Here is a 14150-nt window from a genome sequence, read left to right on the forward strand (position 1 = left end):
TGTGCCTTGTGGATCGGCCCGGACGATGTTCCCGGTCAGGAAGCATTGCCTCCTTAGCTCAGTCGGTAGAGCGTCTCACTCGTAATGAGAAGGTCGCCAGTTCGACTCTGGCAGGAGGCTCCACGATCGCCCTGGTTGGTCCGCAACCAGGGCTTTTTCGTGTCCGGATACTTCTCCGCCTCCAGGACGGCGAGTGCCGGGAACCATCGGTGCGGCGAGCGCCGGGGCACACGCGTCACCGGGCCGGCCGACCCCGGCAGGCCTCGGACCGGTGGCGTTGGACCGCAAGCGGCGGAGGTTCCGCGGCGACATCGGCCGGGCCGCCGTGGGTCCGCGGCATGGTGGAGGCGTGGGTCAGGCCTCTGGCAGCCCCCGTCAGGGATTCGGCTGGTCGGCGCCCGCGTCGTCGGCGGAGACCTTCGCCCCGGACTGCAGCAGGGCTTTCAAAGCATCGGCGCCGTCGGCCCCGGCCGACGCGGCCGCCAGGTTCGCCTCGGTGACCGCGCGGAGCACTTCCTCGCGCTGGATCTTGACGCCCCGAGGAGCGTCGATGCCGATGCGCACACCATCACCGCGGGAATCGAGCACGGTGATGACGATGTCGTCGCCGATCAGGATCTGCTCGCCGACCTTTCGCGTTAGTACAAGCACCGTGTCACTCTATCCCGGCCGGCTCCGCACGACGTCGACCGCCGCCCGGCCTGCGCGGCCCGGCAGGCGCAGAGGCGGACGCCGGTGCAGAGGCCGAGACAGGTGGAGCCTCCCCTGCGGGGCGCCCCTCCAGCCATCCGATGGGGAGACCGAGCGCCTGCACGGTCTCCGGCGTCGCCGTGCCTGCCGACCCGACGACGGCGAGCCCTGCCGGAGCGAGCCCGGCACGCTCCATGCTGCGTCGTAGCGCCCCGACCCACGCCGCGGTGTCCGCCTCCTTGCGCCCGGCGTCGACGGCGAGCCATACCTGGTCGGGCCTCAGCGCGAGCAGGGCGCGACCGTCCGCCACGGGATCCTCCGAGGACAGCGCGACGAAAACGGCGTGGCCGCCGTCGACCCCCGCCGCACGAGCGGCATTCGCCTCCAGGCTGTCATCGACGGATCGGGCCTCAGGACGTACCCAGTGCGGCGGTCCCGAGACCGCGACGGCCGTGGGCGCTCCCCTGCCCAGGACGGTGGCCATCGAGGAGGCAACCCCCCACGCTGTGGCGGGCGCTCCGATGACGACGACGAGATCGCCGGGTGCACGCAGCACCGAGGGCGCGGGCGGCGCGGCGGCGGGCGCACGGAGGACCTGGCCACGGACGTCGGGCAGATCGGTCGGGTCGCCTGCACCCTCCCGGAGGAACGCGGCTCCGGACTCGGATCCGGACCCGGGCCGGGACGGATCGGCGTCCGGCTTCTCGGCCACCACGTCCGGGTCCACGGCGAACGACCGCCGGGGTTCAGCGGTTCCAGTCCCGGAGGATCCTCCGGGAGGGTGCTCGGCCACCGCATCCGGCCCCACGGCGAACGACCGCCGCGACCCGGCCGCCCCGGTCCCGGATGTAACCGGCGCGACCGGCGCGACCGGCGCGACCGGCGCCGAGGAGGATACCGGCGTTACCGGCGCGGGGTTCGTCGCGAACGTCAGCTCGTCCATGAGTGCCGCGAAGAGACCGGAATCCGTGGAGACCGCAGCCGGAAGCGAGTTGCCGCGCTCCTGGGTCCCGCCGCGGTCGGCGTCGGGCCCTCCCGCGATACGGACCTCGTCGAGTTCGGCCTGCTGGAGGAGAGCATCGAGGCCTGAGGGGGCCACGACCGCGCTCCGGCGTCCGCGAGGCCGGCCACTGGAGGCACCGCCCCGCCGCACGGCACCGGCACCACCGGAGGAACCGTCGCCCACGCCCTCGCGAGAACCACCGTCGCCGTCGGGCTCCGGCACCTCGACCACGATCTCGTAGTGCTTCCGCGCGAGGACGCCGCGGATCCCACCGACCGTCACGAGTTCCGCGGACACGATGAGGGCGCGCGGACCGTACAGCCCTGCGACCTTCGCCTTCAGCTCCTCGAGGGAGGGACCCTCAAGATGAAATAACTGCGGTGCCACGGACCACTCCTACTGTCTCGATCGCGACGTTGGCACTCGTGACCTCCTGATAGGACAACACCGGCAGGTTCGCCGCCTGCGGTCCGACGAGCCGCCTGAGGGCCGGCCGCAGCGCGGGCGCACACACGAGCACGGCGGAGTTCCCGGCTGTCTCGATGTCGGCGACCGTCGACCGGACGGAGGAGAGCACGGCGTCGGTCCGCGCAGGATCGAGCATGATCTGTGTGCCCTGATCGGACGGCCGGAGCCCCTCGAGCATCGACTGCTCGAGCAGGGGGTCGATCATGATCACCCGCAGCAGCGTGCCGTCGAGGTACTGCTGGGTGACCGCCGGCCCGAGGGCCAGCCGCGCCGCCTCGATGAGGCCCTCGGGCTCGGAGGACGATTTGGCCTTGAGCGTCAGCGCCTCGTAGATGCGGGCGAGGTCGTTGATCGGCACCTGCTCGGACAGGAGTCCCTGCAGGACGCGCTGGACCTCGGCCAGGGACAGCAGCCCGGGGACGAGCTCCTCGACGGCCGATGGGTTCACCTGGCGGACGCCGTCGGTCAGCACCCGGACATCCTCGCGGGACAGCAGGCGCGCGGCGTTCGCGGTGATGACCGAGGACAGGTGCGTCACGAGCACGGATACGCGGTCGATCACCGTGGCGCCGGCCAGCTCCGCGTTGTGCCGGAGCTCGGCGGGCACCCACTTCCCGGCGAGTCCGAAGACCGGCTCGACGACGGCGGTGCCCGGCAGGTGCGCGAGGTGGTCGCCGAGGGCCAGGACCTTGCCGCGCGGAGCTTCACCACGCCCCGCCTCGACACCGGCGATCTTGATGACGTACGTGGCCGGAGGCAGCTCCACGCTGTCCCGCGTGCGCACCGGAGGCACCACGACGCCGAGTTCGAGGGCGATCTTGCGCCGTAGGGCGCGGACACGGCCGAGGAGGTCGTCCGGCGCCCCGGTGACGACGTCCACCAGGTCTGGCGCGAGCAGCACCTCCAGGGAGTGGACGCGCATCTGCTCCAGCAGGTCGTCGGTGTTGTCCGTCGACGGCCGGGCCGCCTCGGCCTCGAGCGCGGCGGCGGCCGTCCGGGCGTCGGCCTCGGACTTCCTGATGCTCTGCGCGATGACGATCAGGCCCGCGCCCACCACGATGAAGGGCAGCTTCGGCATCCCCGGGATCAGCGCCATGACGACCGCCGCCGCACCCGCGATGCGCAGGGCGTTCTGCGACTGGCCGAGCTGCTGGGCCGCGGTGGAACCCATGTCCGCCTCGGCGTTGGAGCGCGTGACGATCATGCCGGTGGACACGGCCATGAGCAGCGCAGGGATCTGGGTGACGAGGCCGTCGCCGATGGTGAGCAGGCCGTAGGTGGTGAGCGCCTCGGAGACGGGCAGGCCGTCCTGCAGCATCCCGATCGCGATGCCGCCCACGAGGTTGATGATGATGATGATGATGCCGGCGATCGCATCACCCTTCACGAACTTGGACGCACCGTCCATGGCCCCGTAGAAGTCGGCCTCCGCAGAGACCTCGGCGCGCCGCTCGCGGGCCTGCGTGTCCGTGATCAGCCCGGCGTTGAGATCGGCGTCGATGGCCATCTGCTTGCCCGGCATCGCATCGAGGGTGAAGCGGGCTCCCACCTCGGCCACGCGCTCGGCGCCCTTGGTGACCACCACGAACTGGATGACCACGAGGATGAGGAAGACCACGGCTCCGATGATGATCGATCCACCGACCGCGACGTGCCCGAACGCGGCGATGACCTCCCCGGCGTAGCCTTCCCCGAGGACGAGACGGGTGGAGGCGACGTTGAGGCCCAGGCGGAACAGCGTGGCCACGAGCAGCAGGGACGGGAACACCGAGAAGTCCAGCGGCTTGCGGATGAACATCGTGTTGAGCAGGATCACCAGTGCGAGCAGGATGTTCACGATGATCAGCAGGTCCAGCAGTACCGAGGGCACGGGCACCACGAGGAGCAGGATGATGCCGACGACCCCGACGGGCACGAGGAACTTGGGGGCGGATGAGCGCATGGTCTAGAGGCCTCCGGCGGTTGCGGGTCGGACGGGCAGGGTGTGGACGCCGCGCGCGGCTCCCCTGGTCTTCAGGGACATGACGAACGCGAGGATGCGGGCCACCTGGTCGTAGTTCTCGAAGGGGATCTCCTGGCCGAGCTCGCACGCGGCGTGCAGCGCTCGGGCGAGCGGGATGTCGGAGACCATCGGGACGTTCTCCTTCTCCGCTTCCTCGCGGATTCTCGCGGCGATCACCCCGGCACCCTTCGCGACGACGCGCGGCGCGGAGCGTCCGGGTTCGTACTTCAGGGCGACGGCGACGTGCGTCGGGTTGACGAGGACGACGTCGGCCCCGCCCACGGCGGCGATCATGCGGTTCCTGCTCATGGCGAGCTGGCGTGAGCGCCGCTGGGACTTGATGAGGGGGTCGCCGTCCGAGTTCTTGTTCTCGTCCTTGACCTCCTTCTTGGTCATGCGGGTCTTCTTGCGGTTGCGGCGCTGCACCACCAGGACGTCCATCGCCGCGAGGGCGAGGCCTGCGACGACGGCGGCCTGCAGGAGTGCCGCCGTCCCCTCCCCCGCGGTGTTCAGGAGGGCAGCCACCGACAGCCCGCCGGCCGCCATGAGCACGGGCATCAGGTTCTGCACGACGACGACGAGCACCAGGCCGACCACGCCGGTCTTCAGGAGCGCCTTCGCGCCCTGCCAGAGGGCCTGCCCGCCCAGGATCCGCTTGAGGCCGGTGACCACGTTGAACTGCTCGAACTTGCCGGAGAACTTCTTGACGTGGATCCCGCCCTGCAGCGCCGCGGTCCCGAGGACGGCGACCAGCAGCACACCGAGGAAGGGGCCGAGGGTCCCGGCGAGCGAGGCGCCGCCGTCGGCCAGGGCGTCCAGGGCGGCTGCGGGGTCGGGGCTCGCAATGGTGTCGGTCACGCGGACGAGTTGTTCGGTGGCGGCGTCGGCCGATCGGGAGAGGAGGGAGGGCAGCATGAGGGCGGCCGCCCCGACGCCGATCCACGCCGTGAAGTCCTCGGACTTGGACAGCTGGCCCTTCGAGCGGACGTCCTTCATCCGCTTGTCGGTGGCCTGCTCGGTCTTCTCCCCGGAGTCCTCCGCCATCGTCAGCCCACCCCCATCAGGAGTTCGGCGGCGGTGTCCGCGAGGGTCGAGACCACCCGCGGGAGCGCGATGAACACCACGCCGCCGAGGCTGAGCGTGATGAAGATCTTGAGCGGGAAGCCGAGCGCGAACGCATTGAGCGCGGGGGCCACACGCGTGAGGAGCCCCAGGCCGACGTCGGCCAGGAAGAGGACGACGATGAGCGGCCCGGCGATCTGCACCGCGGCCAGGAACATCCCGGTCACGGCGCCGGTGAGTGCCTCCGCGGGCTCCGCGAGGTCCAGCCCGCCGCCGAGTGGCAGGGCGTCGAAGGTGCGCACGAGCCCGCCGATGATCAACTGGTAGCCGTCCGAGGTGAAGAGCAGCGTCAGGGCCGTCAGCTGGAACAGGCGCGCGAACTGGGCGCCGTTGACCATGGACTGCGGGTCGAAGCCCTGGGCCAGCGAGAAGCCGCCGAAGAGGTCGATGAGGCTGCCGGCGGACTGGACCGCGGAGAACACGACCAGGACGAGGAAGCCGAGTGCGGCACCGACCACGAGTTCGAGGACCAGTGCGCCGATGTACTGGCCGGTCCCGCCGGTCTCGTAACCGGCCTCGACCGTCGGGGACACCGCGAGGGCGAGCCCGACGGCGAGCATCGCCTTCACGCGTGCGGGGATGCCCTTGTAGGAGAAGGGCGGCGCGATCACGAGGAACGCGACGATCCGCACACCCGCGAGCATGATCGCTTCGATGCGGGACTGGTCCAGGACGATCTCCATGTCAGCCGCCCCCGAGGAGCCCGGGGATGCGCTCGAACATCTCGTGCGTGAAGGAGATCATCTCGGAGATCATCCAGTGGCCGCAGACGAGCAGGGCCAGGCACACGGCGGCGGCCTTCGGGACGAAGGAGAGCGTGACCTCCTGGATCTGGGTGATGGACTGCAGCAGCGAGATCGCGAACCCGACCACGAGGGCCGTCAGGAGGACGGGCGCGGACAGCTTCGCGGCGACCCAGATCCCGGCGAGACCGATGTCGAGGACGGCGTTGGTATCCACGTCAACCGCCCTGGTAGCTGTTGATGAGGGCCGTGATGATGAGGCCCCACCCGTCCACGAGGACGAACAGCAGGATCTTGAAGGGCAGCGAGATCATGACCGGCGGCAGCATCATCATGCCCATGGACATCAGGGCCGCGGAGACCACGAGGTCGATCACGAGGAACGGCACGAAGATCACGAAGCCGATGATGAACGCGGCCCGCAGCTCGGAGATCATGAAGGCGGGGATCAGGGTGGTCAGCGGGACGCTCGCGGCGTCCTCGGGATTCGGTTGCCCGGCGGCCCGCGTCATGAGCGCCAGGTCCTCCTCGCGGGTGTGCGCCAGCATGAAGGTCTGCAGCGGTCCGGAGCCGTCCGTGAGTGCCTCCGTGAACGTCGTCGAGCCATCGAGGTAGGGCTGGACGGCGAGGTTGTTGATCTCGGTGAGGACCGGCGCCATGATGAACAGCGACAGGAACAGGGCGAGCCCCGCGAGCACCTGGTTGGGCGGGATGGACGGCAGGGACAGGGCGTTCCGGGTCATGGCGAGCACCACGAAGATCTTCGTGAAGGACGTCATCATCAGCAGCAGGGCCGGCGCCACCGACAGCAGGGTGATGCCGATGAGGGTCAGGACCGCGGAGCTCGGTGCACCGTTGACGCCGTTGATCTCGACCGAGAGCCCGTCGTCGCTGCCCGGCGCCACGGGGGCGGTGGGGTCCGCGGGTGCGGACGGCGCCGTGGGTTCGGGGACACCCGGGTCCAGTTCGCCCGCATGGCCGGCGGGGGCACCGAGGAGGACGACGACGACGGCGAGCACGAGGGCCGCAAGCGCCGTGAGCACCGTCGGGAACGGCGCGCGGAAGGACCGGGCGGGGAAGCACCGGGCGGAGCGTGCACCCGCGTCAGAGCGCACGGCCACGCCCGGAGCGGGGTGAGGTACGCCGGCGAAGCGTGCCGGGCTGACCGACGGCAGGAACGCCGTCGTCACCCGACCCGTCCCTGGCGCAGGAAGGCTGCGGTCTGCTTCCAGGTGGCCGGCGCGAGGATCGAGCCGTGCAGTGGTGCCGTGGGGCGCACGGGCTCGACCGCCCGGGCAGCCCGGGCCGCACGGCGTGTGGCGGGCACCGGATCGTTCCCGGTCGTGGCGAGGCGCAGCGATGCGGCGAAGTCCGCGTCGGGTGCCGGGCCGGAGGAAGGATCCGCTCCGGAGTCTCCGGACGGGACCGCACGGGGCGGCAGGGCGACGGCGTCGGCCGCGGGAACGGCCTGCAGCGTCCGCGGGGCCGCAGCGGAGTGCAGTACCGACACCGCCTGCTCGGTGACGCCCAGGTAGAACCGGGTGCCCTCGGCGTCGACCACCACGAGGGAGGCCTTCGCGCCGAGGCCCTGGCGGGCGACGACGGACACGAGGTCCGCACCGGCCCGCGTGCCGTTGAGCTTCGAGACCTTGCGGTGCAGCACGAAGAGCAGCGCGAGGACGACGCCGAGGGACAGCAGCACCCGCAGCGCGAGGACCACGACGTCCACTAGAGGGCGCCGTCGGTGACGTCGAGGATCTGCGTGATGCGGACGGCGTAGTCCTGGTCGACCACCACGACCTCGCCGTGCGCGACGAGCCGGCCGTTGAGCAGGACGTCGGCAGGAGCACCGGCGGAGCGGTCGAGTTCGATGACGGCCCCGGGTTCGAGGTCCAGGACGTCCCGGACGGACATGCGGGTGCGGCCGATCTCGACCGTCATGGCCATCTCCACGTTGCTGATGCGCCCGAGGTTCGCCGCGCCGGCGGACGCGGAGGAGCGGCGGGGGGCGGCGCCGGGCCGCGCGCCGCGCAGGCGCAGGGCGAACCATCCCACGGTGCCGGAGGGCCCGGCGAGCCGGAACACGGAGGTCTCGGCGTCGCGGAACAGCGGCAGGGCGTCCTGCACGGCGGGGGCGCCGAGCACGCCGTCGCCGAGGGACGAGGAGGCGGCCTCGAGCGCCGGCACGAGCACATCGGCCGGGGAGACGAGGGGTGACGACGTGCCGGCGGCCGCGGCCAGGGGCTGGGTGTCGATCAGGACGACGGCGAGGTCGGCGGAGGCCGCGCCCACGAAGGACGCGACGACGGCGGTCGACGCGCTGGCGGACGGCACCTCGGAGGCGTTGCAGGTCTGGGCCGTGAGCGGCCCGGGAAGGGGCAGACGCGCGGCGAGGGATGCGGCGGCGTCGAACTCGGCGGTGGTGGTGTTCATGGTGCGGGGTTCTCCTCGGTGGTCACTACTACGCAGGCAAGACGGGATCCGTTCTGGCCCAGGGCGGCCTCGCCGAGCCGCTGCCCGTTGACGGCGAGCTCGAAGGGCCGGTGCTGCGGATGCGGCAGCTTCAGGACGTCCCCGACGGCCAGGTCGAGGATGCGTGAGGGCAGGACGGGCAGCGCCGCGAGCTGTACGGCGACGTCGACGGGCACGTGCGCGACCTGCTGTTCGATCAGCTCGCGGGCGTCCTCGCCGGTCGCGGTCGGGTTCGTGTCCCCGAGCTGTGCGAGCAGGAGCTGCGCGGGGATGGCGACCGTCGCGGGGCAGGACCGCTCGCCGACGCGGATCTCGAAGGTGCCCACGATCATGAGCTCCGTGGTCGAGGCCGCCTGGGCGAACTGCGAGTTGTACTGGAGGGAGTCGATCCCGAGCTGGTGCGTCAGCACGGACCCGAGCGAGTAGTGGAGCCCCTCGAGGGCGTCGTCCATGAGCCGCCGGATCAGGGCCTGCTCGATCTGCGTGAACTTCCGTTCGCCCGGAGGCACCGTCCCGTGGCCGCCGAGCATGGAGTCCACCCAGAACAGGCCCGCGGAGGCGGGGAACTGGATCACGGCCTTGCTCGTGTGGTCCGGGATGGTGCACAGGACCATCGCCGTGGTGGCGGGCAGCGACGCCGCGTACTCGTTGTAGGTCTGCATGAGGACCTGCTCGCTCGTCACCTGCGAGATCACGCGGACCTTCGCGGTGAGCTGCGTGCCCCACTGGCGCGCGAAGGTCTCGAACGCGAGTTCGAGTACTCGGGAGTGCTCGCGGGCGAGCGTGGTGGGCCGGCGGAAGTCATAGACATCCACCGCCCTTGCGGGTGCCGAGGGCACGCCAAAGGAGAGTTGTTCCTGGACCGTCACGCCAACGACTATCGGACGACGTCGGCCGGTCGTTAGCGGTTCAGGTGCCGCCGGTGATTCCCGGGATGAGAGCGCGCACGCTCTCGGGTTCGTCGGAGTGCACCACGATGTCCACGCGGCGGTTCAGTTCGAGCTCCGCCTCGGTGGTGCCGGGCGCCAGCGGCCGCGATTCGCCGTAGCCGATGGCCACCAGGCGGGGCGCGGGGACTCCGCCGGAGTCGATGAGGTTCCGCACCACGTTGACGGCCCGTTCAGTGGACAGTTCCCAGTCGAGCGGCCGCGGCACGGAGTCGGGCAGGCGCGCGGTGTGTCCCTCGACGCCCACCTCGTTGGGGATGGTCGCCAGGATCGGTCCCACGCTCTCGAGCACGCGCTGCGTCTGTTCGGTCAGCTGCGCGCTGTCCGGGAGGAAGAAGGTCTCGGAACTGACGAGCCGGATGGTGAGGCCACGCTCGTCGATCACGTAGCGGACGGCCGTCTCGAGGTCCCGCTCGCGCAGCCCGGCGTCGATCCGCTCCTGCAGTGCCCGGAGGTTCTCCACTTCCGCCGTCGCGCGCTCGCGGTCCGTCGTCGGCTCCGCAGCGTCCCCGCCGGCCGATGGTGAGGGCGACGGCGTCGGTGCGGTGGTCTCGGACGCTCCGCCGGCGGACGGCGACGGCGACGGCGTCGGGACGGCGACGTCCGCGGCTCCGGGTTCGTCCTTCGGTGTCTCCGGGGCGACGTCCGCGAGTGCGGCTCCCCCGGTGAAGGACTCCCCCTCGGCGTTGACGTTCTCCGCGGCGACGACGGTTCCCTCCGCCGTGTCCACGGTCGCGGTCTCGACCGTGCCGAAGCCCGTGGCGAGCGAGGCACGCAGCTGTTCGAACTTCTGCTGGTCCACACTGGACATCGCGTACAGGACGATGAACATGCACATCAGCACGGTGACCATGTCCATGTAGGACGCCATCCAGCGCTCGTCCGGATGTTCCTCGCCGTGCTCTTCGCTGCGCCGGCGGCGGTGCGGGCGTCTGCTCACGCCGCGGCCTTGCCCTGCGCGGCCGGCCCGTCGGCGGCGCCCTTCGCGCCCTTGCCGGAATCCCTGCCACCCTTGCCCTGCGCATGCTGCGGCACCATGGCCTTCAGCCGCTCGCCGAGCAGGCGGGGCTGGCTGCCGGCCTGCACCGCGAGGACTCCCTCCATCAGGAGCGTCATGCGCGCCGTCTCCATCTCACCCAGGCGCTTGATGCGGGTGCCGATGGGCAGCCACAGGAAGTTCGCCGAGAGCAGCCCCCAGAGCGTCGCGACGAAGGCGGCGGCGATCATGGGCCCCAGCTTGTCGGGGCTGGAGAGGTTCTCGAGCACGTGGGTCAGCGAGACGACGGTCCCGATGATGCCCACCGTCGGGGCGTAGCCGCCGAGGCTCGCGAAGAACTTCGAGGCCGTGCGGTGCGTCTGGGAGGCGGAGTCGATCTCGTCCTCGAGGATCTCGCGCAGCTCCTCTCCATCCGTCCCGTCCGCGATGTTCTGGAGAGCCCCGCGCAGGAAAGGGTCGCCTACGGTGTTGGCTTCCTCCTCGAGCGCGAGCAGACCCTCACTGCGGGCCTTCTCCGCGAGGACCACCACGCTGTCGATCGTCTCCTGCGGCGGGACGGTCTTGCCCATCATGGCCGGCGGGACGGCCTTCACCGCGACCAGGAAGTCCTTGAAGGTGCCGCCGGCGATCCCGATGGCGATCGTGGCGCCGAACACGAGGATCATGGGCGCCGGCAGCAGGAGCGCCTCGACGCTCGCGTGCTCCAGGGTGATCATCGCGTACAGCGCGCCGAAGGCGACGAGGATACCGATGATTGTTGCGGGATCCATTACGTGGTCCTTGGTCTGAACTGGACGGGCTCGCCGGCACCCTCGGTGCCGGCCGACCCGCTCTGGCTGGTGTCGGTGGGGGCCGCGGTATCCGCATCTCGGACGAGGCCGAGCGGACGCTGGGCTGCCTGGTCCCTGCCCTCGGACGGGTCACCGAACGGGTCGCCGGGCATGAACCGCGCCAGCGAGATGATGCGCGCGCGGTACGCGGCGATGAGTTCGATCACCTCGATGAGGGACTCCGTGACGATGTACTTCGCGCCGTCGACCATCACGAGCGTGGTGTCCGGATTCTCGTGGATGCGCTCGATGAGGTCAGGGTTCACCGCGAACTGGCTCTCGTTGAGCCGGGTCACCACGATCATCGGACATCCTGGGGTCGGGACACCCCGGCGGGGTCTCTTCCTCCCACTGTCGGCACGGGCACCGGCTTCGTAAGGGCGGGCACCCCGCGGACGCCATGGTGGACCAGCGCGGGGTGGGAGACGAGCTTCTTCTCCCGGGTGTCGGGTCACCAGGCCGACCCCGCGGTCCCCGGAGGCACGCCGGCACCGGGAGTCGTGGCGCGGAGCAGCCGCCCGGCGGGCCGCCGATCAGGCGGGCGGGTGCTCGGGTGTGCGGGTGCGCGAAGCGGTGAGGACACCGATGGTGGCGAGTACGGCCATCACCAGAGCCATCTCCGGGTAGCCGCCGAGCACTGACGCGAGCGCGGGGCCCGCGGCGGGAGCCAGCGCTCCGACCACGGTCACCGGCGCCGCGAAGACGCCCTGCAGGGCGCCGAAATTCCGTGTTCCCCACCGGTCCGATACGGAAGTGGCCAGCAGGAGCGTGTTACAGCCGCGCACCATCCCGGCGATCACCACCACGATGACGAGCAGTCCTGGTGGGCCCGGTATCAGCGCCAGGGCCCACACCGATGCGGCTCCGACGGCGGTGAGCACCACGGTCCGAGCCACGGCTGACGTGTTCGACGGCAGCGCCGAGTACACGATCCGGCCGATGACCTGCCCTACCCCGATCAGGCCGAAGGCCACTGCCGCACTCTGGTAACTCACCCCGCGCTCCAGGAACAGGGCTACCAGATTGAAGGTGACCGCGTAGAGGGCGAGCGTCGAGAGGGCCATGGTGGCCTGCAGCAGACGGAACGGCCGGCTTCGGGACACCATACGAGTGTCCTGCGGCGGCCCTGCCCCGGCAGGTGGAGCGGCAGTGGAAGACCAGTGGGCGTTGAGGAAGAACCAGTGCAGCGGGATCGTCACGACGGCCAGGATCCCCGCCAGGACGAGGTAGGCGGTCCGCCATCCCAGCCCGTCGATCAACGCCGCAGTGACAGGCGCGAAGATCGTCGACGCGAACCCCGCCACCAGGGTCAGAGCCGTCAGGGCCCGCACCCTGGACGGCCCGAACCAGCGGGTGATGACGACGAACGCCGGCTGGTAGAACACTGCAGCCTGCGCGAATCCCGCGACGATCCACGCGGCAGCGAACACCGGGAAGTTCGGGGCCAGACCCACCAGCACCAGCGCCACGACGCCTATGACACTTCCGATACTCATCAGAAGCCGTGGCCCCGTCCGGTCCAGCGCACGCCCTACCCGCACACCGGCGAACGCGGAGACGATCAGTCCAGCCGAGAACGCGGCCGTCATCGCCGGCACGGACCAGCCGGTGTCCTTGCTGATCGGGACGAGGGCCACCGGCAGCGAGTAGTAGAGCAGGCCCCAGCTCGTGGTCTGCGCGACACACAGTGCCGCCAGACCCCCACGCGGCCGATCCCGCTCGACACCCATCACCAGATAACCCTAAAGTCCCCCGCGACCTCTTCTTGCTCATCCATTGCCCGTGGGACTGCTGCTGCCCGCCACGCCCCAGCCCCCGGCACACGCTCCCCTCTACTGCAGCAGGCCGAGTCGGCGTTCACTCCGGGCCGACTCGGCCTGCTGCAATCATGCGACCTCTGGTGGAGGCAGCGTCCCCTGCAGCCTTGGACGGCAGCCCTTCGGGACCATCGGTGAGCCGGGGGACGGCATGGAGTTCCGGATCATTACCTCTTGAGGTTCGTGAGCTCCTGGAGCACTTCGTCCGACGTCGTGATGATGCGCGCGTTCGCCTGGAAACCGCGCTGCGCCACGATGAGGTTCGTGAACTCCTGGGAGAGGTCCACGTTGGACATCTCGAGCGATCCCGCGTCGAGCGATCCGAGGCCGTTGCTGTCGGCGGTGCCGATCTCCGCCGCACCCGAGTTCGCCGTCGCGCGGTAGGAGGAGCCGCCCGCCTTCTCCAGGCCCGCGGGGTTCGTGAAACCGGCAAGCGCCACGCGTCCGAGGGGCTGGCGGGAGCCGTCGCTGAACGCACCTATCAGGGTGCCGTCGGGGCCCACGGTGAAGGACTCGAGGGTACCGGCCGCGGAGACCTCACCCTTCCGGGGCATCCGCAGATCGCTGACCGGGCCACCCTCCTGAAGGACGCCGTTGACAGCGGGCCATCCCTGGACGATGGAGCCGTCCGGCGTGACGAGCCTGCCGTCCGCGTCGGGAGTGAAGGCACCGGCACGGGTGTAGAGCGTCTCCGCGCCGTTGCGGGTGATGAAGAAGCCGTCGCCGGAGATCATCATGTCCGTGGCGCGGCCAGTTGCCTGGGTGGAGCCCTGCGAGAAGTTGGTGATGATGCCGGCCACCTGCGCGCCGAGGCCCACCTGGGCGGGGTTGGTGCCACCGAGGGCTTCCTGCGGAGCACCGGCCCCCTGCGTCAGCTGGGACAGCGTGTCCTGGAACTGGGTGGCGGAGGCCTTGTAGCCCGTGGTGTTGACGTTGGCGATGTTGTTGCCGGTGACATCGAGCATGGTCTGGTGGGAGCGGAGCCCCGAGATGCCGGAGTAGAGCGAGCGAAGCATGATGGTGCCTTTCGAAAGCGGAGCGGGCGGATCAGGAAGTAGG

Annotated in this window: 15 protein-coding genes and 1 tRNA gene; 1 reads left to right on the forward strand and 15 read right to left on the reverse strand. The window is 70.5% G+C overall.

Annotated features, from left to right (window positions below):
• Nucleotides 1-47 precede the first annotated feature (47 nt).
• Nucleotides 48-123 (forward strand) — tRNA-Thr (locus tag AC4D2F_RS14285).
• A 252-nt stretch (nucleotides 124-375) separates the two neighbouring features.
• On the opposite strand, the gene csrA is transcribed toward AC4D2F_RS14285, so the two are convergent.
• From csrA to AC4D2F_RS14360, 15 genes are all read right to left on the reverse strand, one after another.
• Nucleotides 376-651, reverse strand: a complete 276-nt coding sequence (gene csrA / locus AC4D2F_RS14290; RefSeq protein WP_104166898.1) for a carbon storage regulator CsrA — start codon at nucleotides 649-651, stop codon at nucleotides 376-378.
• A gap of 4 nt (nucleotides 652-655) precedes the next feature.
• Nucleotides 656-2080, reverse strand: a complete 1425-nt coding sequence (locus AC4D2F_RS14295; protein ID WP_490911126.1) for a hypothetical protein — start codon at nucleotides 2078-2080, stop codon at nucleotides 656-658.
• Nucleotides 2055-4103, reverse strand: a complete 2049-nt coding sequence (locus tag AC4D2F_RS14300) for a flagellar biosynthesis protein FlhA (protein WP_104166902.1) — start codon at nucleotides 4101-4103, stop codon at nucleotides 2055-2057. Before AC4D2F_RS14300 ends, AC4D2F_RS14295 begins: the two co-directional genes overlap by 26 nt.
• A 3-nt stretch (nucleotides 4104-4106) precedes the next feature.
• Entirely contained in the window at nucleotides 4107-5207 is a 1101-nt protein-coding gene (locus AC4D2F_RS14305; protein ID WP_104166904.1) for an EscU/YscU/HrcU family type III secretion system export apparatus switch protein, read from the reverse strand.
• A 2-nt stretch (nucleotides 5208-5209) separates the two neighbouring features.
• Entirely contained in the window at nucleotides 5210-5968 is a 759-nt protein-coding gene (fliR, locus tag AC4D2F_RS14310; protein WP_104166906.1) for a flagellar biosynthetic protein FliR, read from the reverse strand.
• Nucleotide 5969: 1 nt separating this feature from the next.
• The gene (fliQ, locus tag AC4D2F_RS14315; protein WP_104166908.1) at nucleotides 5970-6245 is read right to left on the reverse strand and encodes a flagellar biosynthesis protein FliQ; all 276 of its coding nucleotides are present in this window, start codon (nucleotides 6243-6245) and stop codon (nucleotides 5970-5972) included.
• A gap of 1 nt (nucleotide 6246) precedes the next feature.
• Nucleotides 6247-7071, reverse strand: a complete 825-nt coding sequence (gene fliP / locus AC4D2F_RS14320) for a flagellar type III secretion system pore protein FliP (protein WP_490911610.1) — start codon at nucleotides 7069-7071, stop codon at nucleotides 6247-6249.
• Between the two features lie 143 nt (nucleotides 7072-7214).
• The gene (locus AC4D2F_RS14325) at nucleotides 7215-7757 is read right to left on the reverse strand and encodes a FliO/MopB family protein (protein WP_490911127.1); all 543 of its coding nucleotides are present in this window, start codon (nucleotides 7755-7757) and stop codon (nucleotides 7215-7217) included.
• Nucleotides 7757-8461 carry a flagellar motor switch protein FliN gene (gene fliN, locus AC4D2F_RS14330; RefSeq protein ID WP_490911128.1) on the reverse strand — a complete coding sequence of 235 codons (705 nt, stop codon included), beginning with the start codon at nucleotides 8459-8461 and terminating at the stop codon, nucleotides 7757-7759. Before fliN ends, AC4D2F_RS14325 begins: the two co-directional genes overlap by 1 nt.
• Nucleotides 8458-9369, reverse strand: a complete 912-nt coding sequence (locus AC4D2F_RS14335) for a flagellar motor switch protein FliM (RefSeq protein ID WP_490911129.1) — start codon at nucleotides 9367-9369, stop codon at nucleotides 8458-8460. The genes fliN and AC4D2F_RS14335 overlap by 4 nt, the downstream gene beginning before the upstream one ends.
• Nucleotides 9370-9409: 40 nt before the next feature.
• Nucleotides 9410-10387 carry a flagellar motor protein MotB gene (locus tag AC4D2F_RS14340; protein WP_490911130.1) on the reverse strand — a complete coding sequence of 326 codons (978 nt, stop codon included), beginning with the start codon at nucleotides 10385-10387 and terminating at the stop codon, nucleotides 9410-9412.
• The gene (locus AC4D2F_RS14345; RefSeq protein ID WP_490911131.1) at nucleotides 10384-11214 is read right to left on the reverse strand and encodes a motility protein A; all 831 of its coding nucleotides are present in this window, start codon (nucleotides 11212-11214) and stop codon (nucleotides 10384-10386) included. The genes AC4D2F_RS14340 and AC4D2F_RS14345 overlap by 4 nt, the downstream gene beginning before the upstream one ends.
• Complete coding sequence (locus tag AC4D2F_RS14350; RefSeq protein WP_490911132.1) at nucleotides 11214-11579, reverse strand: flagellar FlbD family protein; 366 nt, start codon at nucleotides 11577-11579, stop codon at nucleotides 11214-11216. The genes AC4D2F_RS14345 and AC4D2F_RS14350 overlap by 1 nt, the downstream gene beginning before the upstream one ends.
• Before the next feature lie 228 nt (nucleotides 11580-11807).
• Complete coding sequence (locus AC4D2F_RS14355) at nucleotides 11808-13004, reverse strand: MFS transporter (RefSeq protein WP_490911611.1); 1197 nt, start codon at nucleotides 13002-13004, stop codon at nucleotides 11808-11810.
• A gap of 254 nt (nucleotides 13005-13258) precedes the next feature.
• Nucleotides 13259-14107, reverse strand: coding sequence for a flagellar hook-basal body complex protein (locus AC4D2F_RS14360; RefSeq protein ID WP_104166923.1), 849 nt, complete (start codon nucleotides 14105-14107; stop codon nucleotides 13259-13261).
• Between the last annotated feature and the right edge of the window lie 43 nt (nucleotides 14108-14150).

This window comes from Arthrobacter sp. TJ-263 (assembly GCF_058269155.1).

What these genes read in the sequence shown, in the direction of transcription:
- AC4D2F_RS14300 (WP_104166902.1), bottom strand. Translation starts at nt 4,103, where the DNA reads ATGCGCTCATCCGCCCCCAAGTTCCTCGTGCCCGTCGGGGTCGTCGGC.
- AC4D2F_RS14305 (WP_104166904.1), bottom strand. Translation starts at nt 5,207, where the DNA reads ATGGCGGAGGACTCCGGGGAGAAGACCGAGCAGGCCACCGACAAGCGG.
- fliR (WP_104166906.1), bottom strand. Translation starts at nt 5,968, where the DNA reads ATGGAGATCGTCCTGGACCAGTCCCGCATCGAAGCGATCATGCTCGCG.
- fliN (WP_490911128.1), bottom strand. Translation starts at nt 8,461, where the DNA reads ATGAACACCACCACCGCCGAGTTCGACGCCGCCGCATCCCTCGCCGCG.
- AC4D2F_RS14345 (WP_490911131.1), bottom strand. Translation starts at nt 11,214, where the DNA reads ATGGATCCCGCAACAATCATCGGTATCCTCGTCGCCTTCGGCGCGCTG.
- AC4D2F_RS14350 (WP_490911132.1), bottom strand. Translation starts at nt 11,579, where the DNA reads ATGATCGTGGTGACCCGGCTCAACGAGAGCCAGTTCGCGGTGAACCCT.
- AC4D2F_RS14355 (WP_490911611.1), bottom strand. Translation starts at nt 13,004, where the DNA reads ATGGGTGTCGAGCGGGATCGGCCGCGTGGGGGTCTGGCGGCACTGTGT.
- AC4D2F_RS14360 (WP_104166923.1), bottom strand. Translation starts at nt 14,107, where the DNA reads ATGCTTCGCTCGCTCTACTCCGGCATCTCGGGGCTCCGCTCCCACCAG.